The sequence below is a fragment of the Alloactinosynnema sp. L-07 genome (assembly GCF_900070365.1).
GTDB lineage: Bacteria > Actinomycetota > Actinomycetes > Mycobacteriales > Pseudonocardiaceae > Actinokineospora.
Genome location: NZ_LN850107.1, coordinates 5,382,761 through 5,406,498, shown reverse-complemented (window position 1 = coordinate 5,406,498; position 23,738 = coordinate 5,382,761). Strand labels below are relative to the sequence as shown.

Sequence of the window (23,738 nt, the reverse complement as noted above, 5' to 3'; positions counted from 1 at the left end):
GAGTAGCGTACGGGCGTCGCCGAGTCGAGGTACGGAGATAAGATGAACCAGGTCCAGGCGGTCGCCGAACAGGTGATCAATGTCCCCGTCGACCAGGTCCGCGCGGCTGTCGCCGACTACGCGGGCGTGCGCGGGAAGATCCTCACGTCGCACTATCGCGACTACGAGGTGCGCTCCGGCGGGACCGGCGCGGGCACGGTCGTGCACTGGACGCTGCAAGCCACGCAGAAGCGGGTGCGCGACGTCCTGGTCGAGGTCAGCTCGCCGCAGCCCGACGTGCTGGTCGAGGCCGACCGCAACTCGACGCTGATCAGCACGTGGACCGTGCAGGGGTCGGGCGGGTCGAGCACGGTGCGGGTGGTGACCACGTGGGAGGGCGCCAACGGCATCGGCGGGTTCTTCGAGCGGATCTTCGCCCCGGCGGGCCTGCGCCGAATCCACGGTGAGCTGCTCGCGAACCTGGCGAGGGAGCTCCAGGCGTGACCACGCTCGAGGTCCACCTGGCGCGGCGGCCGGTCGGGGCGCCGACGCTGGACGACTTCGCGTTCGCCGAGGTCACGCTGCCCGCGCCGGGGCCGGGCGAGGTCCTGGTGCGCAACCACGTGATGAGCGTCGACCCGTACATGCGCGGGCGGATGAACGACGCCAAGTCCTACGCGCCGCCGTTCCCGCTGGGCGCGCCGATGGAGGGCGGGGCGGTCGGCGAGATCGTCGCGTCTACTGTGGACAGTCTGCCGGTCGGTGCGTTCGTGCTGCACAACGCGGGGTGGCGGTCGGAGGTCGTGCTGCCCGCCGCCGCGGTGGTGCCGGTGGATCCCTCGATCGCGCCCCTGGGGGCCTATCTCGGGGTGCTGGGCATGCCGGGCCTGACGGCGTACGTGGGGCTGCTGGACGTGGCCGAATTCCGCGCGGGCGACACGGTCTTCGTCTCGGCGGCGGCGGGCGCCGTGGGGGCTGTCGTGGGCCAGATCGCCCGGCTGCGCGGGGCGAAGCGGGTCATCGGCAGCGCGGGCAGCGACGAGAAAGTGCGCTACCTGCTGGACGAACTGGGCTTCGACGCGGCGTTCAACTACAGGAGCGACCGGGTGGTCAAGCAGCTCGCCGAGGCCGCGCCCGAAGGTATTGATGTGTACTTCGACAACGTCGGCGGGGAGCACCTGGAGGCCGCCCTGTCGGTGCTGAACCTGCACGGACGCATCGCGGTCTGCGGGATGATCTCGCAGTACAACGCCACCGAACCCAACCCGGCGCCGCGCAACCTGATTCAGCTGGTGTCCAAGCGGCTCACCATGCGGGGCCTGCTCGTGCGCGATCACGCCGACCGCCGCCCGGACTTCCTGCGCGAGGTCGGCGGGTGGGTCCAGTCCGGCGAGCTGCGCTACACCGAGACCGTGGTCAAGGGCCTGCGCAACGCGCCGTCGGCGTTCCTCTCGCTGCTCGAAGGGGCCAACACCGGCAAGATGCTCGTCCAGCTTCTCTAGCCGATCGCCTGCAGGATGGGGGCGTAGAGACGACCGCGGTCGCCGGGGAGCGTGGCTCCGCCGACGACCATGGCTTTGCAGGAGAAGACCGGCGTGAGGCCGTTCTGGGTGGCCCACTCGATCAGGTCGGGCCGCGCGGTGTCGAGGTCGATCCGCGTCTGCCCGCCCGCGTCGATGGCGATGTCGGAGATCAGCGCACGCGCGGCGGCGTCGGTGGCGGCGATGACGGGGCCGACCTGGTTGCTGCCGTTCTGGGATAGAGCGCGGGTCTGCGCGGCATAACCGGTGATCTCGCCGTCGCGCTCGATTACGCGGATGCGGTCGGCGAACTCGGGCAGGCGGGACACGACGTGGGTGCGGTCGACGCCACAGACCTCGGCGTCGAGCCGCAGGATGGCGGGCAGGTCACCGGCCGCCGCGGGGCGGGTGGTGCCCGCCCCGCGGCCGGTGAACGCGCCGGTCAGGACCTCACAGCCGGAGGTCGCCTGAAACCCGAGCTTCTCGTACAGCGGCTGCCCTTGCGGCGTGGCATAGAGCGTCGCGACGCTGTCGCCTGCCTCGGCCATCACATGCCGCATGATCCGCGTACCGAGCCCGCGCCGGTTGTACTTCGCGGCGACCAGCACCATGCTGATCGCCGCGAAGTCGCCGAAGTGGGTGAGAACCGCTGACGCGGCCAGTTTTCCGTCCGCGTCAACGATTCCGTAGCCCTGGCCGACCCGCAGCAGGAATTCCCACTTGCGGTCCTCGAGCGGCCACTCCCGGTTGTCCGAGAGCTCGAGGCAGGCCGTCAGGTCCGTAAAGGACAGTGGTCGGGGGTCAGTGGTCGGGATCTGGTTGTCGGTGCGGATGGTCACAGGGAAATCATGGCGGCACGGCTTGGTAGGCGGCAATCGAATTACGCCGCCGCACGGATTTCCGTTTGTGTCAAACGGCTATCCCCACCCGATCGAGCTACTGCCTGCTCGGGAATTCGTGGCTAGCCTGGAAGGGAGATCGGAGGCCAACCATGAAAACCCTTACCGTGCAACACATTTCTGCCGCCGACGGTGGATTCTTGGCGACCCGCGGTTCTGCTGCCGTCCGCGTCTGGCCAATCCGGTTGTGGGCAGTTGGCGTGCCGCCGTCGCGGCGGTCGAAGACGATGACGGGTGCGACGGCGATATGGGCGCTGCGATGGTTGACGGGTCTCGCCAGCCTGTTGGGCGCCGTCGGCACTCGCGCGATCGGGGTCACGGCCCGCGCCGTCGAAGCTGGCGATGCCCGCCGGGTTGGCCGTGCGGACAGAGCCGGGGGTGACAGGGCCTGCCGCGGCTTGGTTGTTCGCCTGGTCTCGCCTGTCTGTCGCGGGCCGTCGGCAGGCCGCCGCCCGCCGAGGTCGACTACGGGAGGTCGACCAACCGCGCGATCAAGGACCTGGTCGGCTCTTGTCTCCCAGCCTCGTCTGCCCGCCGTGGCTTGGCGGGTGCGATCAGAACACGACGGTCTTGTTGCCGTGGACCAGGATCCGGCCCTGCAGATGCGCCCGCAGGCCACCGGCGAGCACGACCTTCTCGATGTCGCGGCCCTTGCGCACCATGTCGGCCACCGAGTCGCCGTGGTTCACCCGGATCACGTTCTGTTCGATGATCGGTCCCGCGTCGAGTTCGGCCGTCACGTAGTGGCAGGTCGCGCCGATCAGCTTCACCCCGCGCTTGTGGGCCTGGTGGTAAGGGCGTGCCCCCACGAACGAGGGCAGGAAGCTGTGGTGGATGTTGAGCGCGCGCCCGGCCCAGTGAGAGCACAGCTCGGCGGGCAGCACCTGCATGAACCGCGCCAGCACGATCGCGTCCGGGGCCGTCCCGTCCACCAGTTGCCGCACTTTGGTGAACGCCTCGGCCTTGCCCTCCGGGTCCCCGGCGGGGAAGGGGACATGGTGGAACGGGATGCCGTGGGCCTGGGTGATGTCGGCGAGGTCGGTGTGGTTTCCGATGACCGCCCGCACGTCGACATCGAGCTCGCCACTGTGCACCCGGCCGAGCAGGTCGTACAGGCAGTGCCCTTCCTTGGAGACAAGGATCGCCACGCGCCGCTTGACGCCCGTGTCGATGATGCTCCAGTCCGAGTGCTCACTGAGCTGCTCGGCGACCTCGGCGAAGCGGGCCCGCAGCTCGTCGACCCCGAACGGCAGCGAGTCCGCTCGGACCTCCTGCCGCGTGAAGAACCAGTTCGTGTCGGGATCGGAGTGATAGTCCGCCTCGACGATCCAACCCCCGGCCTCCGTGAGAAAGGACGCTATGCGCGCCACGATCCCCGTCCGGTCCGGACATCCGAGCCTGATCACATATCGACGCTCTCTCGACGGCACATGCATGATTCTGTCAGGCCCCAATCGCACCTCGCGCACTGGTGGGAGAGGTTTCGCGCCCGCCCACCGACCTATTCGGACACCCAATCCCACCGGACTCGCAGACCTCTCGAACCCGAACAGAACTGTCCGCTCAGCGAGAGGTGATCACAGAGTCGCCGCGCGCGCGGCCGCATTCCCTTGACCAAGATCCACGGCGGTCCGGGACGCGCTCGACCGGTCAGAGGGCGCAGTTCACCAGGACCGGTTCCGGGTGCAGTTCGACCCCGAACGTCGCCAGCACCCCGTCGCGGACCTCCGCGGCGAGGGCGAGCAGGTCCGCGGTGGTGGCTGTCCCTCGGTTGGTGAGGGCGAGGGTGTGCTTGGTGGACAGCCCGACCCGAGCGTTGGGGCCGGTGTGGCCCTTGGCGAAGCCCGCGCGTTCGATGAGCCAGGCCGCCGACAGCTTGGACGCGCCCGGGCCTGCCGGGTACTTGGGCACCGTGACGTCCGGGCCGACCCGGGAGACGATCCGTTCGAGGACCGCCGACAGGTCCGCGTCCGGGACGATGGGGTTGGTGAAGAAGGAGCCAGCGCTCCAGGTGTCGTGATCGGAGGGATCCAGGACCATTCCCTTGCCTCGCCGCAGTTCCAGGACCGCGGCGCGGGCGGCGGCGACGGGGACGCGTTCGTCTTGGCGGACGCCGAGGGCTCGGGCAAGTTCGGTGTAGCGGATGGGGGCGGACAGGCCGTCGTCGACCAGTTCGAAGCGGGCGCGCAGGACGACCGCGCGGTCGGTGTTCTTCAGGACGCTGGTGCGGTAGTCCAAGCCGAGTTCGGTCACGTCCAGGGTTCGGACCTCGGTGGTCTCGCGATCAAGCAGGTCCACCGAGATCAGGACCTGGGAGATCTCCACGCCGTACGCGCCGACGTTCTGGACCGGGGTGGCGCCGACGTAGCCGGGGATGCCCGACAGGCACTCCAGGCCGCCCAGACCCGCCTCGACCGTGCCCGCGACGACGGTGTCCCAGTCCTCGCCCGCCTCGACCGTCAGCTGTACTCGGCCGGGGGTGGTGCAGTCGATCTTGCTGCCTCGGTTGGCGACCTGGACGACCGAACCGTCGAAGCCGGCGTCGCCGACCACCAGGTTCGAGCCACCGCCCAGGATGAGCAGGGGGGTGCCCGCGGAATCGACCGCGCGGACGGCGTCGACGACCTCGGCGGCGGTGGTGGCGGCCACGAAATCAGTGGCCGGGCCGCCGAGGCGCAGGGTCGTGTAGCCGCTGAGCGGCACACCGGTGCGGACGTCGGCGCCGAGTGGAAGGCTGGTCACGGGCACCAACGGTAACCTCCTGGCCATGGGAAGCCGCATCGAGCACCGCGCCGGGTTCACCCGGCCCGCCGCCGAGGTCCATGCCGCGTTCATCGACCGGGCGTTTCTCGACGAGCGGCTGCGCGCGCTCGGCGGCAAGAACGCCGAGTTGCTGGAGTACACCGCCAACGGCGCCGAGGTCACCTTCAAGCTGCGGCAAGGCGTGCCCGGCGAGAAGCTGCCGTCGATCGTCCGCACGGTCATCAAGGGCGACCTGATCGTCGAGCGCACCGAATCGTGGCGGCCCGATGGCGCCGCGTTCAGTGGCAGCACCTCCGCGACGGTCTCGGCGGTGCCCGGCGACATCAAGGGCACGTTCCGGCTCGTCGACACCGCGGGCGGCAGCGAATGGTCGACCAGCGGCCAGGTCAAGGTCAGCATCCCGTTCGTCGGCGGCAAGATCGAGTCGGTGATCGCCGAGCAGGTCACCCAGCTGCTGGCCGCGGAGGCCGAGTTCGCCGCCGAGTGGCTCGCCGAGCACTGATGGCCAAGTCGCCCCGGCTGGCCGCGGGCCGGGCGCGGGCGCTGGGCGCCCCGACGCGGGGGACGACCAACCCCAACCGGCTGCGTCGGATCGACCGCTGGCTCGTCGGGTCCGCCGAGGTCCGGGCCGCGCTGTCGGCCGCGGCCGATCCGCTGGTGGTCGACCTCGGCTACGGCGCCACACCGATCACCACCGTCGAGATGGCCGCCCGCCTGCGGACGGTCCGGCCCGACGTCCGCGTGCTCGGACTGGAGATCGACCCGGAGCGCGTGGCCGCCGCCAAGCCCGCCGCCGACCCGCCGCTGCTCGACTTCCGGCGCGGCGGCTTCGAGTTGGCGGGCACCAGGCCGGTGCTCCTGCGCGCCTTTAACGTCCTGCGCCAGTACACCGAGGCCGAGTCGACGTCGTCATGGGCGACGATGCTGGACCGGCTGGCGCCCGGGGGCCTGTTGATCGAGGGCACGTGCGATGAGATCGGCCGCCGCTGCTGCTGGGTCACCCTCGACGCCGCGGGGCCGCGCACGTTCACCGTGTCCTGCCTGCCGTCCGGCATCGAGCGGCCCTCCGACGTGGCCGAGCGGCTGCCGAAGGCGCTGATCCACCGCAACGTGCCCGGCGAACGCGTCCATGACTTCCTCGCCGCCCTCGACGGCCACTGGGCGACCGCGGCGGCGTTCGCCCCGTTCGGCCCCCGGGCCCGCTGGGTCGAGACGATTCGGCTCCTCGCCGTCGACTGGCCGGTCCTCGACACCCGCCGCCGCTGGCGGCTCGGCGAAGTGACCGTCGACTGGGCAGCCGTTTCGCCTTGACTTTGACGTTGCGTCAACTTCTACCGTGGACCACGGACCGGAGAGGCCGGTCATGAGGGAGACGGTGATGAGCTGGTCGATCGCGCAGGTCGCCCGCATGTCGAAGGTGACATCGCGGACGCTGCGCCACTACGACGAGATCGGACTGCTGCGGCCCGCGTCCGTGGGCGGCAACGGGTATCGCTACTACGAGCAGGAACAGCTGCTGCGCCTGCAGCAGATCCTGGTCCTGCGCGAGTTGGGCCTTGGCCTGGACGCGATCGCCGAGATCGTCGACGACGGCCGCGACAAGGTGGACGCCCTGCGGATGCACCACCGCTGGCTGCTCGCCGAGCGCGACCGGTTCGACCGGCTGGCCAAGACCGTGTCCCGCACCATCGAGAACGTGGAAGGAGGAGACAAGATGACGACCAAGTCCGCCGAGCACTGGTTCGAGGGCTTCGACTCCGACAAGCAGGCCGAGCTTCAGCAAGAGGCCCGGCAGCGCTGGGGCGCCGAGAACGTCGACGCCGCGAACGCGAAGATGGGCGGCAAGGACTGGTGGGCCACCCACGGCCAGACCTGGGTCGCCGCGCTCGACACGCTGGTCGCGCACCTCGACGCGGGCCGCGCGCCCGCCGACCCGGAGGTCCAGGAGACCATCGCGGGCCACTTCCAGTGGCTCAGCAGCGGGTTCTGGACCCCGAACCGCGAGTCGTACAAGGGTCTGGCGAGCGTGTACGCCGACGACCCGCGGTTCCGGGCGAACTTCGACAAGACCGATCCCCGCCTCGCGGAGTTCCTGCGCGCGGCGATGACGGAGTACGCCGACACCCAGCTCGACTAGGCCCTTGATTGGGGGAGCTGCAGATCCCCCAACCGGTTCAGCCGCGGTGGGCCCGCGTCGCCGACGCCTGGGCGCGCGGCTTCATCACGATCTGGTCCAGGTTGACGTGCGGCGGCCGCGTCACCGCGAAGGTGATCACGTCGGCGACGTCGTCGGCGGTCAGCGGGACGATGCCCTCGTAGACCTTGTCCGCCCGCTCCAGGTCACCGTCGAACCGGTTGACCGAGAAGTCCGTCTCGACCATCCCCGGCAGCACCTCGGTGAACCGCACCGGCTGCCCAAGGTGTTCCCCGCGCAGCGTCCGGTGCAGCGCCGACTGGGCGTGCTTGGCCGCGGTGTAGCCCGCGCCGCCGTCGTAGATCTCGACCGCGGCGATCGAGGTGACGGTCACCACGTGGCCGTTGCCCGAGGCGATCAGCTTGGGGAGCAAGGCCCTGGTCATCCGCAGGGTGCCCATCACGTTGGCCTCGTACATCCACTGCCAGCGCTCGTCGTCGGCGGCGTCGACCCGGTCCAGGCCGCGTGCGCCACCGGCGTTGTTCACCAGGACGTGGCAGGCTGGGACGCGGGAGCAGAACGCCTCGATCGACGCGGGGTCGGTCACGTCCAGCTCGACAGCGTGCCCGCTGATCTCGGCGGCGACCTTGCTGAGCAAGTCGAGCCGCCGGGCGCCGAGCACGACGTCGAAGCCCGCCGCCGCGAGGTGCCGTGCGGTGGCCGCCCCGATGCCCGCGCTGGCGCCGGTGACTACTGCGATGGGGTTGTTCACGGCACCGATCCTCCCCGCACCCCCGGGTGCGGGTGGTATGAGCACCATCACACAGGCGTGTGCCGCACCCCACCGCGGCTCGCGCGTCCTCATCGATGGGGACGACACTGGACAGCGGGAGGCACACGGTGAGACGCACTCGGACGGGGATCCTCGCGATCCTGGTCCTGACCATGGCACTGGCGGTCGGGTGCACGTCCGAAACGCCGGGCAGCGGCAGCGGGCAAGCCCAGGACGCCCCGCCGAAGGCCAAGCTCGTGGCGCTGCCCGCGGCCGACGCCACCGAGGTCGCGCCCACCGAACCCGTCAAGATCACCGTCACCGAGGGCGCCATCGACGCCGTCGCGCTGACCAACGACGATGGCAAGCCGGTCAAGGGCACCGTCGCGCCCGACAAGCTGAGCTGGACCTCCGACGAGGCGCTCGGCTTCGCCAAGAAGTACACCTACACCGCGTCGGCGACCGGGACCGACGGCAAGAAGGTCGAGCTCAAGGGCTCGTTCACCACCCTCAAGCCTGCCAAGACCCCACGCGCGACGATCAACCCAGGCGACAACGCCACCGTCGGGATCGCGATGCCGATCAGCATCAAGTTCCCCGAGGGCAAGGTGGTCGACAAGGCCACCGTCGAGAAGGCGCTCAAGGTCGAGACCTCGGTGCCGGTCGAGGGCTCGTGGGCGTGGCTGCACGACCAGCAGGTCGACTGGCGGCCGAAGGTGTACTGGCCATCGGGCACCAAGGTCACCGTGACCGCCAAGCTCTACGGCCTGCCCTACGGCGGCGGCGCGTACGGCAAGGCCGACCTGTCGACGAAGTTCGCCATCGGGCGCAACCAGGTCGTGAAGGTCAACACCCCCGACCACAAGATGAACGTCTACCGCGACGGCAAGCTGTTCGCCAGCTACCCGTCGAGCAACGGCAAGGACGCCGACCCGAACCTGAACACGCCCAACGGGACCATGATCGTCATGGCCAAGGAGCCGGTCGGCGACTTCTCCAACCCGCAGTACGGCTACACCAACGTCAAGAAGAAGTGGGCCGTGCGCTTCTCCAACCACGGTGAGTTCATCCACGAGAACGAGGAGAACCGGGCCAACATCGGCAAGGCCAACACCTCGCACGGCTGCGTGAACCTGCTGGAAGTCGACGCCAAGGCCTACTTCGACAGCGCGATCATCGGCGACCCGGTCGAGGTCACCGGGTCCCAGGCGAACATGCCCGCGACCTCGGACGTCTACGACTGGCTGATCTCCTGGCCGCAGTGGCAGAAGATGTCGGCCCTCAAGTGATCTTGTTCGTCGAGAGCGCCGGGCCTGGGCGGCTGACCTGGCAGCGGTGCTCGCGTTGGCCAATGGCCCGGTGACACTGGTCGGCTGGTCCTACGGCGGCCTGGTGATCACCGACTACCTGCGTGAAGGCGACTCGGGGGTGGCGTCGATCGTCCTGGTCGGCGCGCGGGCGTCAAGGTCCCGACGCTCGTCGTCCACGGCACCGAGGACACCGTCGTCGACCCGACTGCCGCCGAGTACGCGATCAAGCACATCCCTGGCGCGACAGCGGTCTGGATGTCAGATGTCGGGCACATGCCGTTCGTCGAGCGCGCGGACGCGTTCAACGGCGCCGTGCGTGAGCACATCGTCACCGCTCGATAGCCTGCCTGGGTCGACAGCCACTGATCTCGGGGGAATCACATGACTGGACCGCAGCAGCCTTACGGCGGGCCGCCGCAGGGCTACGGGCAACAGCCGTACGGGCAACAGCCTTACGGCCAACCGCCGTTCGGGCCGCAGCAGCCGCCGCCGCGCAAGAGCCGGGCCTGGGTGATCGCGTCGGGCCTGATCGCAGTGCTGCTCGTGGCAGGCGGCGGGGTGTTGTTCTGGATGGACCGACAGGCCAAGGTCAAGGAAGCGGAGCGACTGCTGGCGGAGCTGTCGGCAGGCCCCGAACCGACGCGGACCGTCGATCCATCAGCGCCGCCGACGACGACCAAGCCGCCGCTGGCCGCGGACAAGGTCGAGCAGGCGCGGGCCCACGCGGAGAAGTTCGTCGCGACGATCAACACCAGGGACGAAGCCGCGGCGATCGCGTTGACCTGCCGGAAGACCATCGCGGGCGGCGTGTACGGCATCGGATCGAAGACCGCGTCCGCCAAGGTCGTCGGCGAGCCGCGCATCGTCGACGCGGACCGGGCCGTCTTCGACATCGAGGTCAGCCCCGGCCAGGTGCTCCCGATCGAGGTTTATGCCAAGCCCGAGTGGTGCGTCTTCTACTGAGTCCGCTCGGTGTGGCATAGGTCACGATAGGAATTCCGGGCACGCTGCCGCGTTGATTCCTGAGACGGAGCAGGCGGAAGGGGTGTACTGGGGTGACTCCTACTCAGCTGCGCAAGCCGCGCCGGGTCGCGTTGTTGTCGGTCCACACGTCGCCGCTGGAGCAGCCGGGGACCGGTGACGCGGGCGGCATGAACGTCTACATCACCGAGACCGCCACCCGCATGGCCAATCGTGGCATCGAGGTGGAGGTCTTCACCCGGGCCACGTCGTCGGATCTGCCGCCGGTCGCCGAGTTGGCCCCCGGCGTGCTGGTCCGCCACGTCTCCGCGGGCCCGTTCGAGGGCCTGAGCCGCGCCGACCTGCCCGCCGAGCTGTGCGGGTTCACCGCCGGGCTGCTGCGCGCCGAGGCCAGGCACGAGCCCGGCTACTACGACCTGCTGCACTCCCACTACTGGCTCTCCGGCCAGGTCGGCCGCATCGCCCGCGAGCGGTGGGGCGTCCCGCTGGTGCACACCGCGCACACCCTGGCCAAGGTCAAGAACGCCGCGCTGGCCGACGGCGACACCCCCGAGCCGCGGCAGCGGGTCATCGGCGAGCAGCAGATCGTGGACTTCGCCGACCGCCTGGTCGCCAACACCGACGTCGAGGCCCAGCAGCTGGTCTCCCTCTACGACGCCGACCCCGAGCGGGTCGACATCATCGCCCCCGGCGTCGACCTCGACCGTTTCCGCCCCGGCGACCGCCTTGCCGCCCGCGCGTGGCTCGGGCTGCGGCCGGACGCGGTGGTCTTCGCCTTCGTCGGCCGTATCCAGCCGCTCAAGGCCCCCGACGTGCTCCTGCGCGCCGCGGCCGAGCTGCTGGCCCAGGGCGGCATCGCTCGGGACCGCTTGATCGTGCTGGTCGCGGGCGGCCCGTCGGGCACCGGCCTGGAGCAGCCCGCCGCGCTGCAAGACCTGGCCGTGGCGCTGGGCATCACCGACGTGGTCCGGTTCCTCCCGCCGCAGTCCGGCGAGGCGCTGGCGCGGATCTACCGGGCCGCCGACGTCGTCGCCGTGCCCAGCCACAACGAGAGCTTCGGGCTGGTCGCGCTGGAGGCGCAGGCGTGCGGCACCCCCGTGGTGGCCGCCGCGGTCGGCGGCCTGCCGGTGGCGGTGGCCGACGGCCGGTCGGGCCTGCTCGTCCACGGCCACGCCACCGGCGCCTGGGCCGACGCGCTCGGCAAGCTCGCCCGCGACCCCGGCCTGCGGACGACGCTGGCGGTCGGCGCTGTCCGGCACGCCCGCGCGTTCTCGTGGGATCGCACGACCGATGCGTTGATCACCGGGTACATCGATGCCGACCACGCGCTGCGCTACTCGCGTACGCGTGCTGAGGTTGCGGTGTGAGTGATCTCGATGCGGTAATCAAGCAGACCCTTGATGAGCGGGAGCTGGCCTACGACCACCCGAAACCGGGTCGGTTCCTGGTCACCCTGCCCGGCACCAAGAAGCAGCAGACCAACACCTGGCTGATCGTGGGCAACCACGGTCTGGTGGTGGAGGCGTTCGTCTGCCGCCGCCCGGACGAGGCGCACGAGGCCGTCTACCGCTATCTGCTCAAACGCAACGCCAAGCTCTACGGCGTGGCGTACACGATCGACACCGTCGGCGACATCTACCTGCTGGGCCGGGTCAGCCTGGCCTCGGTCACCCCCGACGAACTGGACCGCCTGCTCGGCCAGGTCCTTGAGGCCGCCGACGGCGACTTCAACGCGATCCTGGAGATCGGCTTCGCCACGTCGATCCGCCGCGAGTGGGACTGGCGCACCTCGCGCGGCGAGTCGCTGGCCAATCTGAAGGCCTTCGAGCACCTGCTGGAGCCTGAGCAACGGCGGCGTGTCTCAGACGACGCCTAAGCGTGACCAGCGGATCGGCAACTGAACGCGGCCCGGAATCCGTCTGATCAGGACTGGACCTGATCGGATCGGACTGGGAGGGCTCGATGAGAAGACGTCTGGCGGGACTGCTGTTAGCCGTGGCGGCCGCGGTGAGCGTGAGCGCATGTGGCGCGTCCGAGTCGTCGAGTGGTGGGGCACCGGCCATGCGGGGAGACATGGCCGTGGCCCCGGAGGCGGCGAACACCGGCGGCGGCGCGGGCGCGGGCCCGGCTGAGCCCGCCAAGCAGGCCGAGCAGGTCGCCCAGCCCGGGGTCGACCGCAAGCTGGTGCGCACCGCTTCGCTGCGGCTGATCACCCCCGACATCGCCGACGCGACCAGCCGGGCGCGGGGGGTGGCGATCGCGAGCGGTGGCTACACCGGCGAGGAGGAAGTCGGGCCGAACGCGGCCACGATGACCTTGTTCGTGCCGTCCGACAAGCTCGACGCCGCCCTCGGTGAGCTGTCCGGCTTGGGCAAGGTGGAGTCGCGCAACCAGTCCGCGCAGGACGTCACCGAGCAGATGGTCGACGTGGAGAGCCGGATCCAGACCCAGCGGGCCAGCCTCGAACGCGTGCGGGCACTGCTCGGGCAGGCAACAGGTATCTCCGAGGTCGTGCAGTTGGAGTCGGAGGTGACCAGGCGCGAGGCCGACCTGGAGTCACTGCTCAAGCGGCGCGAGAAGCTCGCGGGCAGCGTCGCGATGTCCACCGTGACCCTGCGGATGTCGCGGGACAAGGACGCGCCCGCGCCGACGGACGACGACCCGACGGTGGCGGGCGCGTTCTCCGGCGGCTGGCACGCGTTCTTGGACGCGGCGGAGTTCGTCGTCAGGATGATCGCGGTGTCGCTGCCGTTCCTGCTGGTCATCGGCGTTCCCGCGTACGTGGTCTGGCGGTGGCGGCGGCGCACGCGGGCCGCGCGGGTGGTGCCGCAGGAGTCTTGAGGGGTCGCGGGGCGGTTCAGCGAGGGGGAGTCGTATCTGAACCGCTCCGCGACCGTCCCGCCGAATCCGGTGGCGGGGGAGGCCACGGACGAATCGGTCGGGGCGAGCGGCTCGGCAGGGGAGTCGAGCCGCGCGCGGAGCCGCATCGGACCAGGGAGTGCGTGGGAGCCGGTCCGACGTGGCTGAAGTCAACTTGGCAGACCTGCGACACCGGCACAAGACCAGGTATTACGCCGATCGTGGAAATAGCTCTCCGTAAGTAACTGTTTGATCACGGAATCTCTTGCGTAGGCAACTATGCGTCGTTGATACGCCTGGTCGTCTCTGGTTGTTAACCCAAACGGGGGACACCCGTGGCGGAGTGTGCTATCTCATACACCGTTCGGCCCAACACCCGCCGCTCCTCGGTCCAGGAAGGATGTTCGGGCGAGACGACTTTCACGGCTTCGCCGGTCCCCTGATCTGGCAGGCTCACGCCCATGGCTATTGGAACCTTGGTGCTCATTCGGCACGGCGAGAGCGTCTGGAACGCCCAGAACCTGTTCACCGGCTGGGTCGACGTCGACCTCACCCCCAAGGGTGTCGCCGAGGCGACCCGCGGTGGTCACCTGCTGCGTGCGGCGGACATGCTGCCCGACGTGCTGCACACCTCGCTGCAGCGGCGCGCGATCTCGACGGCGAACCTCACCCTCGACGCCGCCGACCGCCACTGGATCCCGGTCAAGCGCGACTGGCGCCTCAACGAGCGGCACTACGGCGCGCTGCAGGGCAAGAACAAGAAGCAGACCCTGGAGGAGTACGGCGAGGAGCAGTTCATGCTCTGGCGCCGCTCCTACGACACCCCGCCGCCGCCCATCGAGCCCGGCAGCGAGTTCAGCCAGGACGGCGACCCGCGCTACGCGGGCATCGACGCGCCGCTGACCGAGTGCCTCAAGGACGTCGTGGCCAGGGTCGTGCCGTACTGGGAGGCCGAGATCGTGCCCGACCTCAAGGCGGGCAAGACCGTGCTAGTCGCCGCGCACGGCAACTCGCTGCGCGCGCTGGTCAAGCACCTCGACTCGATCTCCGACGCCGACATCGCGGGTTTGAACATCCCGACCGGCATCCCCCTGCGCTACGACCTGGACGAGGCGCTCGCCCCGATCAACCGCGGCGGCACCTACCTCGACCCGGCCGCCGCCGAGGTCGCCATCGCCGCCGTGGCGAACCAAGGTCGCTGATCCTCCCGACACCCGGAGGCCATCCGCGCGACGCTAGTGCTGCACTAGTTGGCGCGCGGGTGGCCTCTTGGCCGTCCGGAGGCCAGAGGCGGTGGAACAGCCCATGACACCTGGCGGGGACCACGCGGGGTTACCGGCTGGTAGGACACGTTCGGGTGAACTAAACCTGGCCTGGGGCGGAACAAGCGGTCAGATCGATGTCAGTACCGTCACTGAACCGCTCGGCGGACTGGTCCAAACCCCTCCCTACCTGCTTACGATCCGTGCGTGGTCGTGGCTTGCGTAGTCCTGTCGATCAGCGCGTCGCTGGTCGGCGCCCTTGTCGGTTACCTGATCGGTCGGTCCCGGCACCGGTCGGCGATCCGGCGACCGGTCGGTCCGACGGTCTCCGAGCTCGTTCAGCGCCTGGTGCACTCGTCGCACTCTGGCGTCGTCGTGCTCAACCACTTCGGGGACGTGGTGATCCACAACCCGCGCGCCGAGGCCCTCGGCTTGGTCCGTAACCGACAGGTCGACGACCGCGCCCGCAAGGCCGCGGACCTCGTGATCGAGACCGGCGAGGTGGTCGAGATCGACCTGTCCCCGCTGGAGTCGCGCGGCGGCCGCAGCCCGGAGGCCGTGCTCGGCGAGGTCCGCCCGCTCGGCGAGGGCTTCACCGTGGTCGACGCCGACGACCAGTCCGACGCGGTCCGCCTGGAGGCCACCCGCCGCGACTTCGTCGCCAACGTCAGCCACGAGCTCAAGACCCCGGTCGGCGCGATGGCGCTGCTGGCCGAGGCCGTGCTCGACGCCGCCGACGACCCGGTCGAGGTCCGCCGGTTCACCACCAAGATCCTGCGCGAGGGCAACCGCCTCGGCACCCTGGTGACCGAGCTGATCGCGCTGTCGCGGCTGCAGGGCGCCGAACGGCTGCCCGAGCTGAACACCGTCGAGGTCGACGCCGTCGTCCGCGACGCACTGGGCCGCGCCCAGCTCGTCATGGAGTCCACCGGCATCGACGTGACCACCGACGACGACAGCGCGCTGCTGGTCGAGGGCGACCGCACACTGCTGGTCACCGCCCTGTCGAACCTGTTGGAGAACGCCCTGGCCTACTCGCCGCCGGGCAATCCGGTCTCGGTGAGCCGCAAGCTGGTCGACGGCTACGTCGAGATCGCCGTCACCGACCGGGGCATCGGCATCGCCGAGGAGGAGCAGCAGCGCGTGTTCGAGCGGTTCTACCGCGTCGACAAGGCGCGCTCGCGGGCCACCGGCGGCACCGGGCTCGGGCTGGCCATCGTCAAGCACGTGGCGGCCAACCACGGCGGCCAGGTCAAGCTGTGGAGCAAGCCAGGACTCGGTTCCACCTTCACCCTGCGCATCCCCGCGCATCTGGACCCGCCCGCCACCGCGGGCGCGGACATCAAGAGCGCGGACGGCAGGGCGGGCCGCACGGCGGTCCCGTCGCTGGCCGCGTCGTTGGTCCCGTCGAAGTCCGACGGTGCCGGTACCGATCACGGAGGAATGGCATGACGAGAGTGCTGATCGTCGAGGACGAGGAGTCCTTCGCCGACCCGCTTGCCTTCCTGCTACGCAAGGAGGGCTTCACCGCCGCGGTGGCCGCCACCGGCCAGCAGGCGTTGGAGGAGTTCGACCGCAACGGCGCCGACATCGTGCTGCTCGACCTCATGCTGCCCGGGATGAGCGGCACCGATGTCTGCAAGGCCCTGCGCCAGCGCTCGGCCGTGCCGGTGATCATGGTGACCGCGCGGGACAGCGAGATCGACAAGGTGGTCGGGCTCGAACTCGGCGCCGACGACTACGTCACCAAGCCGTACTCGGCCCGGGAGCTGATCGCTCGCGTGCGCGCGGTCCTGCGCCGCGGCGGCGAGGCGGGCGGCGACGGCGAGCTGCTGCCCCAGGTGCTCGCCGCCGGACCGGTCCGAATGGACGTCGAGCGGCATGTGGTCACTGTGGACGGTGAGGACATCCCCCTGCCGCTCAAGGAATTCGACCTGCTCGAATACCTGCTGCGCAACGTGGGCCGGGTGCTCACCCGCGGCCAGCTCATCGACCGGGTGTGGGGCGCGGACTACGTCGGCGACACCAAGACCCTCGACGTGCACGTCAAGCGGCTGCGGTCCAAGATCGAACCGGACCCCGCCTCGCCGCGGCACCTGGTCACCGTGCGTGGCCTCGGGTACAAGTTCGAGTCCTGACGGTACGGTTCTTGACGTGCGGCTAGGGGTATTGGACGTCGGATCGAACACCGTCCACTTGCTGGTAGTGGACGCCCACCGGGGTGCGCACCCCACGCCTGCGCGGTCGGAGAAGACCGTGCTGCGGCTCGCGGAGCGCATCACCCGGTCCGGCATGCTGTCGAAGGCCGGTGCGGACGAGTTGGTCCGCACCGTCGCCTCGGCCAAGGAGTCCTCGGTGCGGCTGGGCTGCGCGGAGATGATGGCCTTCGCCACCTCGGCGGTGCGGGAGGCGACCAACTCCGCGGCCGTGCTGGCCAGGGTGGCCAAGGAGACCGGGGTCGAGCTGGAGGTCCTCTCCGGCGAGGACGAGGCCCGCTACACCTTCCTCGCCGCCCGCCGCTGGTACGGCTGGTCGGCGGGCAACCTGCTGGTCCTGGACATCGGCGGCGGCTCGCTGGAGATCGCCGCCGGGATGGACGAGGACCCGGATTTCGCCTGGTCACTGCCGCTGGGCGCGGGCAGGCTCACCCGCACCCGGTTCACCAATGACCCGCCCAGCCGTGCCGAGATCGACGAGACCACAGCCTGGCTGGCCGACCAGTTGGAGCCGGTCGCCCGCCGGGTCGCGAAGTTCGGAGAACCCGATCGGGTGGTCGCGACCTCGAAGACCTTCCGCACCCTGGCCCGGCTGACCGGGTCGGCGCCGTCGTCGTCGGGCCCCCGGGTGCGGCGTACCCTCACTGAGGCCGGGCTCGGCCAGCTCATCGCGTTCGTCTCGCGGATGTCGGCCGCTGACCTGGCCGAGTTGGAAGGTGTGAGCCCGAGCCGGGCGCATCAGCTCGTCGCGGGCGCCCTTGTGGCGCAGGCCACTATGCGAGCACTGTCACTCCCCGAGTTGGAGATCGGGCCGTGGGCGCTGCGCGAGGGCGTGATCCTGCGGCGGCTGGACCAGACGAACGGCGAGGACCACACTGTCACCTCGGATTGAGATCAGTCGGGGCCTCCCACCCGGGAGGGCCCTGCCAACGCGTGCGGGCACTGGACGGATCGGCCCGCACGGGGCACGGTGGAGTGGATGAGTCAAGAAGGCGGTTCGGAGCAGCGCACCGTAGCCGAGTTGCTCGCCAAGTACGGCGGCAGCTCGGGCGAGAGCGCACCCCGGCGACGGCGTCGCAAGCCGGAGGACGGGTCGGACACGGCACCCCAGGCGATCATCGAGCGGGTCATGTCCGACAGCGGCAAGATGCTGCCGATCACCGAGGACCAGGGGCCGCACGAGCGCGTCTCGCACCGGCAGGGCCGCACGCCCCAGCCACCCAAGCCCGCCCCGCAGCGCCGCCAGCCCGCGCCGACCCCGCCGCCGGAGCTGCTCGGCCGCCCGCCCGGCCTGGAGCCGCCGCCCGTCCCGCACCGCCCCGCGCCGCCCAGGGGTGAGCAGCCCAGGGTGGAGCCGCCTCGGGTGGAGCCGCCGCGCGTCGAGGCCCGGGTCGTCGAGCCGCCGAGGGTCGACCCGCCACGTGGTGTGCAGGACTCGGGGCGCCTGTCGCGCCCGGTCTCACGTCCCATGCCCGGCGAAGGCCACACCGAACAGATTCCCCGGGTGCCCGCCGAGGCGCCCGACCCGGCTGAGCCGCCCGCGGGCCTCGGCGGCGCGCGCCGGTCGCCGCTGCTGCCGCGCCGCGCCCCGGGCACCACGCCCAGGCCCCCGGCGCCGGGTCAGCGGGCCACCCCGCAGCCCTCCCAGCAGCTCCCGAAGCCGCCGGTCCAGCCGACGGGCTCGCTGCCAACGGCCCAGCCGTCGCAGCAGCTGTCCAAGCCGCAGCCGTCGCAGCCCATGCCGGTGCCGCAGCCGTCCCAGCAGCTGCCGGTCCCGCAGCCGTCGCAACAGCTGTCCAAGCCACAGCCGTCGCAACAGCTGCCGAAGCCGCAGCCGTCGCAGGCGCTGCCCAAGCCGCAGCCGACCGGCCAGCTGCCGACGTTCCCGCCCGCACCCGCCCGCCCGCCGCGCGAGTTCCCCGGCGACGCGGCCGAGACCGCGATCGACCAGCGGGGCCCCCGGCCGGAGTTCCTCGACGAGGTCGAGACCTTCGACGACCGCGCCGCGAGCCGATTCACCGGCTACCAGGCCCACGACGACCTCGGCTCCGGCCGCCGCGACCGCGGCGCGCGGGATCTGGACGACCGCGACGGGTTCGACGACGACCTCGACGACGACCGCCGGGGTCCACGGGACCTCGACGACCTCGACGACGACCTCGACGACCGCGACCTGGACGACCTTGACGAGGACGCCGACGACGCCGAGCCGGTCTCGGCGGGTCGCGAGTGGGCGATCATGGCCGGGCAGCTCGCGCTCGGCGTGGTCGGTGGTGCCGCGGTCTGGCTCGGGTTCAACTGGCTGTGGGGCTTCCTGCCCGCGGCGGCGCTGATCGCCGCGGTCGTGGTGATCGTCGGCTTGGTGCTGATCGTCCGCAAGATCCGCCGGGCCGAGGACCTGCAGACCACCGTGCTGGCCGTGCTGGTCGGCCTGGTGGTGACGGTGTCGCCCGCGGTGCTGCTGCTCCTCGGTCGGTGACCAGGATCCCCGTCGGGCTGTCGACGGCCTCGGTGTGGCCGCAGACCGCCTCGACCGCCTTCACCATGGCCGCCGACCTGGGCTTCGACGGCGTCGAGGTGATGGTCTGGGCCGACCCGCTCAGCCAGGACGTCGCCGCCCTGCGCCGCCGGTCGGCGCGCGCCGGGGTGCCGGTCATGGCCGTGCACGCGCCCTGCCTGCTGATCACCCAGCGGATCTGGTCCCCCGACCCGGAACAACGGCTGCGCCGCGCGGTCGAGGCCGCGCAGGACCTCGACGCGCGGACCGTTGTGGTCCACCCGCCGTTCCGCTGGCAGCGCCGCTACGCCGACTGCTTCCCCGACCTCGTGGCCGAGCTGGAGGACCGCAGCGGGGTCGCGGTGGCGGTGGAGAACATGTTCCCGGTCAGGCGTGGTGTGGGCGGCCGGTCGATGGCGATGTCGGCATTCAAGCCGTCGATCGACCCGACCGACGGCGGCCACCGGCACTACACCCTGGACCTGTCCCACACGTCGGCCGCCCACGTCGACGCGATGGAGTTGGCCGAGCGGATGGGGGCCGGGCTCACCCACGTGCACCTGGCCGATGGCAGTGGCCTGTCCAAGGACGAACACCTGGTGCCCGGCCGCGGCGACCAGCCGTGCGCCCACCTCTGCGAGTCGCTGGCCGAACGCGGATTCCAGGGCCAAGTGATCTTGGAGATCTCGACCCGACGCGCCCGCGGTTCCGCCGAGCGAACCAAGGACCTGGCGGAGTCGCTGCTGTTCGCCCGGCTGCACCTGGCCGGCCCGTCGTCCGACAAGTGAACAATCCCCTTGTTCGACAATTCTATTGTTGAACGATCTGCCGGGTGCCGCTCGTCGCCGTCCGCCGTCCCTTATTGTTCAACAATTCGTTTGTTCAACAACTGAACGATCCGTCGAGACGTGGGACGATAGGACCCCTGTGTGCTCGCCGTGAGCGGGGTCGTACATTGTGCGCGTGAACCCGTTGCGAACGTTGATCCTGGCCGCCGCCGGGAACGGCACCATCCGCCGCGTCATCGCCACCGCGCCCGTCAGCCGGGACGTGGTTCGCCGCTTCGTGGCCGGGGAGACCACCGAGGAAGCCGTCGCCGTGACCCGGCGGCTGGTGGACTCAGGTCTCACCGTCACCCTCGACTACCTGGGTGAGGACACCACCGACGCCGCTTTGGCCGAGGCCACCGTGCAGGCCTACCTCGACCTGCTCGGCCGGCTCGGCGCCGAAGGCCTCGCCGACCGGGCCGAGGTCAGCGTCAAGCTCTCGGCCGTCGGGCAGCTCCTCGACGAGGCCATGGCCCTGGACAACGCCTCCCGGATCTGTCGCGCCGCCGAGGCCGTCGGCACCACGGTGACCCTCGACATGGAGGACCACACCACCACCGACTCCACCCTGCGCATCCTCGCCGAACTGCGCGTGAGTTGGCCGTGGGTGGGCGCGGTTCTGCAGTCCTACCTGCACCGCACCCTCGACGACGCCGTGCGCCTGTCCGGCGAGGGCTCGCGCGTGCGGCTGTGCAAGGGCGCCTACAAGGAACCCGACACCGTCGCCTACGGCGAGACCGCCGAGGTCGACCGCAGCTACGTGCGCTGCGTCAACGCACTGCTCGCGGGCGAGGGCTACCCGAAGTTCGCCACCCACGACCCCCGCCTGGTCCGCATCATCGCCGAGCGCGCCGACCACCACGGTCGCAAGCCCGGCGAGTTCGAGTTCCAGATGCTGTTCGGGATCCGCCCAGAAGAACAGCTCCGTTTGGCCCAGCAGGGCCACACCGTCCGGGTGTATGTGCCCTACGGCGGCCAGTGGTACGGCTACCTGATGCGCAGGATGGCCGAGCGTCCGGCCAACGCGATGTTCTTCCTTCGGGCGCTGATGAGTAAGAAGTGAGTTTCGCTCACGGCGCGGCGTGCCGCTGAGTCCGGTAGCTGGCCGTGGCAGGCTGTGCCCCATGAGTAGTGCGACAGGGCACGGCGATGTGCGTGCGGGCGGACCGGCGCCCGCTGGTGGGGCATTCGCCGCGGCGGTGCGGGTCCGACCGTTGGGGGACGGCACCTTCACCGCCGACCTCCCGGCGGCGTGGAGCGTCGGGGGCAGGCCGCATGGCGGTTTCCTGCTGGCTCTGTTGGCCAGGGCGGCCGTGGCGAGCCACACCGGCGCGGGGGCGCCGCTGGTCGACCCGCTCGCCGTGAGCGCCCAGTTCCTGCGCCCGCCCGGTGTGGGTCCGGTGCTGCTGCGCACCGACATCCGCAAGACCGGCCGCCGCACGACAGTCGTGTCCGTCCACCTCGAACAGAGTGGGCGCAGCTGCGTGGAGGGCGTGGTCACCACCGGCCGCCTGCCCAGGGAGCGGGCCGCCTGGTCCGACCTGCCGAACCAGCCCGCCGAGCCGCCGGGCAACGCCATCGATCTCTCCACCGTCCCCTCGGCGTCGATCTTCCGGCTGACCGAGGTCTGCGACGTGCGCCTGGACCCCAACGGCGCGGGTTTCCTGCACGGACACATCGGCGACCCGCTGCGGCTGCGCCTGTGGGCCCGGCCGCGCGGTGAGCACGCCGACCCGCTGTTCGCGCTGGTCGCGGGCGACATATCGATGCCGGTGACGTTCAACCTGGGCAGGCTCGGCTGGTCGCCGACGGTCCAGCTGACCGCCCACCTGCGGTCCCGGCCCGCCCCCGGCTGGCTGCGCATCCAGGTGGAGTCCAAGGCGGTGCACGGCATGTGGTTCGACGCCGACGCCACCGTGGTCGACTCGACCGGGCGCCTGGTGTGCCAGTCCCGTCAGCTAGCCCTATCCGCGATCGGCTGACCCTTTACACGTCGGGCATCAGGAGCACCTGCTTGCCCGTGCTCGTGCCGTCGAGCCGATCGCGGACCGCTCTCGCCGCGTCGGCCAGCGGATAGGTCGAGACCGGCACGGTGATGCCGCCCGTCGCGGCCAGGGCGAGGACGGTGGCCAGGTCGGCGCGAAACCGGCGGTCAGGCGTGACGTTGTAGAGCCTGCCGCGGCGGCCCCGGCCGACCCCGAGGACCCGGCGCAGGTCGTGGAGGCCGAACCAGGCCAGCATCCGGAGGTAGGGCCGCAGCGGAGGGCCTGACCCGGTATCGGCGTCGGCACCGTAGGCGACCAGGGTTCCATCCCTGCCGAGCAGTCCGAACAGCGTGGCCAGCCCGGCTCCGGCGCGGTGGTCGAACACGGCGTCCACCCCAGCCGGGGCGATGGCGCGCACCGCGGCCGCCACGTTGTCGCGGTAGTCGATCGGGTGCGCGCCCAGCGCACGCACCTCGTCGTGCCTGGCTGGGGACGCGGTGCCGATCATCCGGGCGCCCGCGGCCGCGGCGAAGACGCACAGCAGGGAGCCGACGGCCCCGGCCGCGCCCTGCACGAGCACCGTCTGGCCGGAACGGACCCGAGCCACGCGATGGACCATCTGCCAGGCCGTCACCCCGTTGGTCACCAACGCGACGGCCGCGGCCGGGCTCAACCCGTCCGGCACGGCCACCAGGTCAGCGGCCGGGAGTTGTACGTGACTGGCCCAGGCGCCGAGCCGGGGCATGGCGGCCACGGTCGTGCCGACGAGGTCGGCTGGGCCGTCGACGACCGTGCCGACCAGGTCATATCCGCCGACGAACGGGAACCGCGGCTGCTTGTAGAACCGGCCGTGCATCATGTCGATCTCGGCGTTTCCCACGCTCGCGGCCGCGACCCGCACGAGCGCCATATTCGTGTCCCTGGACACCTCGGCGGTCTTGAGTTCCAGGACCTCCGGGCCGCCCGCCCGAGTGGTGACGACGCTCAGTACCTTCATGTGAGACCCTATCGCTATGTCATAGGTTATTACTCAAGAACTATCCTGTTACTCGGTCGGCGTCAAGAGGGGTTGGAATGAGCAGGCGCGAGCGGTATCGCCAGGACACCAGGGCCGAGGCCAAGGAGCTGGCCATGGCCCAGGTGGCGGCGGCGGGCGCGGCCTCGGTCTCGGTCAACGCGATCGCCAAGCACATGGGGATGACCGGTTCGGCGCTGTACCGGTACTTCGACTCCCGCGACGCACTGCTCGGCGAGCTGATCGCCGACGGGTACGCCGACCTGGCCGACAAGGTCGAAGCGGCGGCCAAGGTCGAGGCCGAGCCCGCGGCCCGGCTGCGTGCCATGGCCGCGGCGTTTCGCGCGTGGGCGATCGCCGATCCGCACCGCTACCTGCTGTTGTTCGGTACCCCGGTGCCCGGTTTCGCGGCACCGCCGCAGACCGTCGAGGCGGCCGAGCGGGCGCTCGCGGCCTTCGCCGCGGTCTTCGCCGAACTGCCCGACCCCGCGGTCCCCGTCGAGTTGGACACGCAGGTCGCGGCCTGGCTGGCGGCCAGCGGCGCCGACGTGCCCGCCGCAGCGTTTCGCCGCGCGCTGATCGGCTGGACCCGGCTGCACGGCGTGCTCAGCCTGGAGGTCTCCGGCCAGTTCACGATGATGGGCATCGACGGCGCCATGGTCTACCAGGTGGAACTGCACGGCCTGCTCGGCGGCGAGGGGACCGCACCGAGTTGAACC

Annotated in this window: 24 protein-coding genes and 1 pseudogene; 20 read left to right on the top strand and 5 right to left on the bottom strand. The window is 70.7% G+C overall.

Going from position 1 to position 23,738, the window contains the following annotated elements:
- Positions 1–42 precede the first annotated feature (42 nt).
- Complete coding sequence (locus tag BN1701_RS24380; protein WP_054052553.1) at positions 43–483, top strand: SRPBCC family protein; 441 nt, start codon at positions 43–45, stop codon at positions 481–483.
- Positions 480–1,481 (top strand): NADP-dependent oxidoreductase, encoded by a 1,002-nt coding sequence (locus BN1701_RS24375; protein ID WP_054052551.1) that lies wholly within the window; start codon positions 480–482, stop codon positions 1,479–1,481. The genes BN1701_RS24380 and BN1701_RS24375 overlap by 4 nt, the downstream gene beginning before the upstream one ends.
- Here the strand turns inward: BN1701_RS24375 and BN1701_RS24370 are convergent.
- The 3 genes from BN1701_RS24370 to BN1701_RS24360 all read right to left on the bottom strand — a co-directional run bounded on the left by BN1701_RS24370 (position 1,478) and on the right by BN1701_RS24360 (position 5,140).
- Positions 1,478–2,338 carry a GNAT family N-acetyltransferase gene (locus BN1701_RS24370; RefSeq protein ID WP_054052549.1) on the bottom strand — a complete coding sequence of 287 codons (861 nt, stop codon included), beginning with the start codon at positions 2,336–2,338 and terminating at the stop codon, positions 1,478–1,480. The genes BN1701_RS24375 and BN1701_RS24370 overlap by 4 nt on opposite strands.
- A gap of 614 nt (positions 2,339–2,952) precedes the next feature.
- Entirely contained in the window at positions 2,953–3,828 is an 876-nt protein-coding gene (gene purU / locus BN1701_RS24365) for a formyltetrahydrofolate deformylase (RefSeq protein WP_054052547.1), read from the bottom strand.
- 220 nt (positions 3,829–4,048) lie between these two features.
- On the bottom strand, positions 4,049–5,140 hold the full coding sequence (locus tag BN1701_RS24360) for a UDP-N-acetylmuramate dehydrogenase (protein WP_231949689.1): 1,092 nt from the start codon (positions 5,138–5,140) through the stop codon (positions 4,049–4,051).
- A 25-nt stretch (positions 5,141–5,165) separates the two neighbouring features.
- On the opposite strand from BN1701_RS24360, the gene BN1701_RS24355 reads away from it, so the two are divergent.
- From BN1701_RS24355 to BN1701_RS24345, 3 genes are all read left to right on the top strand, one after another.
- Positions 5,166–5,663: a DUF2505 domain-containing protein gene (locus BN1701_RS24355; protein ID WP_054052544.1), complete on the top strand. Its 498-nt coding sequence runs from the start codon at positions 5,166–5,168 to the stop codon at positions 5,661–5,663.
- The gene (locus BN1701_RS24350; protein ID WP_054052543.1) at positions 5,663–6,472 is read left to right on the top strand and encodes a hypothetical protein; all 810 of its coding nucleotides are present in this window, start codon (positions 5,663–5,665) and stop codon (positions 6,470–6,472) included. The genes BN1701_RS24355 and BN1701_RS24350 overlap by 1 nt, the downstream gene beginning before the upstream one ends.
- Before the next feature lie 67 nt (positions 6,473–6,539).
- Positions 6,540–7,298 carry a MerR family transcriptional regulator gene (locus BN1701_RS24345; protein ID WP_054052541.1) on the top strand — a complete coding sequence of 253 codons (759 nt, stop codon included), beginning with the start codon at positions 6,540–6,542 and terminating at the stop codon, positions 7,296–7,298.
- A gap of 37 nt (positions 7,299–7,335) precedes the next feature.
- Here the strand turns inward: BN1701_RS24345 and BN1701_RS24340 are convergent, their stop codons facing one another.
- The gene (locus BN1701_RS24340; protein ID WP_054052539.1) at positions 7,336–8,067 is read right to left on the bottom strand and encodes an SDR family NAD(P)-dependent oxidoreductase; all 732 of its coding nucleotides are present in this window, start codon (positions 8,065–8,067) and stop codon (positions 7,336–7,338) included.
- A 128-nt stretch (positions 8,068–8,195) separates the two neighbouring features.
- Between BN1701_RS24340 and BN1701_RS24335 the strand changes: the two genes are divergently transcribed.
- The 14 genes and pseudogenes from BN1701_RS24335 (at position 8,196) to BN1701_RS24275 (ending at position 22,001) form a co-directional block, all read left to right on the top strand.
- Positions 8,196–9,356: an Ig-like domain-containing protein gene (locus tag BN1701_RS24335; protein WP_369800603.1), complete on the top strand. Its 1,161-nt coding sequence runs from the start codon at positions 8,196–8,198 to the stop codon at positions 9,354–9,356.
- Between the two features lie 22 nt (positions 9,357–9,378).
- Positions 9,379–9,762: pseudogene (locus tag BN1701_RS35980) on the top strand (alpha/beta fold hydrolase); the annotation flags it as partial.
- Positions 9,759–10,340 (top strand): hypothetical protein, encoded by a 582-nt coding sequence (locus BN1701_RS24330; protein ID WP_082860024.1) that lies wholly within the window; start codon positions 9,759–9,761, stop codon positions 10,338–10,340. The pseudogene BN1701_RS35980 and the gene BN1701_RS24330, both read left to right, overlap by 4 nt.
- 92 nt (positions 10,341–10,432) lie before the next feature.
- Positions 10,433–11,725, top strand: coding sequence for a D-inositol-3-phosphate glycosyltransferase (mshA, locus tag BN1701_RS24325; RefSeq protein ID WP_054052535.1), 1,293 nt, complete (start codon positions 10,433–10,435; stop codon positions 11,723–11,725).
- Complete coding sequence (locus tag BN1701_RS24320; protein WP_054052534.1) at positions 11,722–12,234, top strand: YbjN domain-containing protein; 513 nt, start codon at positions 11,722–11,724, stop codon at positions 12,232–12,234. Before mshA ends, BN1701_RS24320 begins: the two co-directional genes overlap by 4 nt.
- An 86-nt stretch (positions 12,235–12,320) precedes the next feature.
- Positions 12,321–13,199 (top strand): DUF4349 domain-containing protein, encoded by an 879-nt coding sequence (locus BN1701_RS24315; protein WP_082860023.1) that lies wholly within the window; start codon positions 12,321–12,323, stop codon positions 13,197–13,199.
- Between the two features lie 479 nt (positions 13,200–13,678).
- On the top strand, positions 13,679–14,419 hold the full coding sequence (locus BN1701_RS24310) for a phosphoglyceromutase (protein ID WP_054052527.1): 741 nt from the start codon (positions 13,679–13,681) through the stop codon (positions 14,417–14,419).
- A 306-nt stretch (positions 14,420–14,725) separates the two neighbouring features.
- Positions 14,726–15,931: a cell wall metabolism sensor histidine kinase WalK gene (locus tag BN1701_RS24305; RefSeq protein WP_054056097.1), complete on the top strand. Its 1,206-nt coding sequence runs from the start codon at positions 14,726–14,728 to the stop codon at positions 15,929–15,931.
- Positions 15,928–16,617: a response regulator transcription factor gene (locus BN1701_RS24300; RefSeq protein WP_054052525.1), complete on the top strand. Its 690-nt coding sequence runs from the start codon at positions 15,928–15,930 to the stop codon at positions 16,615–16,617. The genes BN1701_RS24305 and BN1701_RS24300 overlap by 4 nt, the downstream gene beginning before the upstream one ends.
- A gap of 16 nt (positions 16,618–16,633) precedes the next feature.
- Positions 16,634–17,587 (top strand): Ppx/GppA phosphatase family protein, encoded by a 954-nt coding sequence (locus BN1701_RS24295; RefSeq protein WP_054052523.1) that lies wholly within the window; start codon positions 16,634–16,636, stop codon positions 17,585–17,587.
- An 87-nt stretch (positions 17,588–17,674) separates the two neighbouring features.
- The gene (locus tag BN1701_RS36940) at positions 17,675–19,174 is read left to right on the top strand and encodes a hypothetical protein (RefSeq protein WP_054052521.1); all 1,500 of its coding nucleotides are present in this window, start codon (positions 17,675–17,677) and stop codon (positions 19,172–19,174) included.
- On the top strand, positions 19,171–19,980 hold the full coding sequence (locus BN1701_RS24285; RefSeq protein ID WP_054052519.1) for a sugar phosphate isomerase/epimerase: 810 nt from the start codon (positions 19,171–19,173) through the stop codon (positions 19,978–19,980). The genes BN1701_RS36940 and BN1701_RS24285 overlap by 4 nt, the downstream gene beginning before the upstream one ends.
- Positions 19,981–20,155: 175 nt before the next feature.
- Positions 20,156–21,082, top strand: coding sequence for a proline dehydrogenase family protein (locus tag BN1701_RS24280; protein ID WP_054056096.1), 927 nt, complete (start codon positions 20,156–20,158; stop codon positions 21,080–21,082).
- 61 nt (positions 21,083–21,143) lie between these two features.
- On the top strand, positions 21,144–22,001 hold the full coding sequence (locus BN1701_RS24275; RefSeq protein WP_054052517.1) for a thioesterase family protein: 858 nt from the start codon (positions 21,144–21,146) through the stop codon (positions 21,999–22,001).
- A 4-nt stretch (positions 22,002–22,005) separates the two neighbouring features.
- On the opposite strand, the gene BN1701_RS24270 is transcribed toward BN1701_RS24275, so the two are convergent.
- Complete coding sequence (locus BN1701_RS24270) at positions 22,006–23,001, bottom strand: zinc-binding dehydrogenase (protein WP_054052515.1); 996 nt, start codon at positions 22,999–23,001, stop codon at positions 22,006–22,008.
- 77 nt (positions 23,002–23,078) lie between these two features.
- Between BN1701_RS24270 and BN1701_RS24265 the strand changes: the two genes are divergently transcribed.
- A complete protein-coding gene (locus BN1701_RS24265) occupies positions 23,079–23,735 on the top strand; it encodes a TetR/AcrR family transcriptional regulator (RefSeq protein WP_054052513.1) in 657 nt (218 codons plus the stop codon).
- The last annotated feature ends 3 nt before the right edge of the window (positions 23,736–23,738 follow it).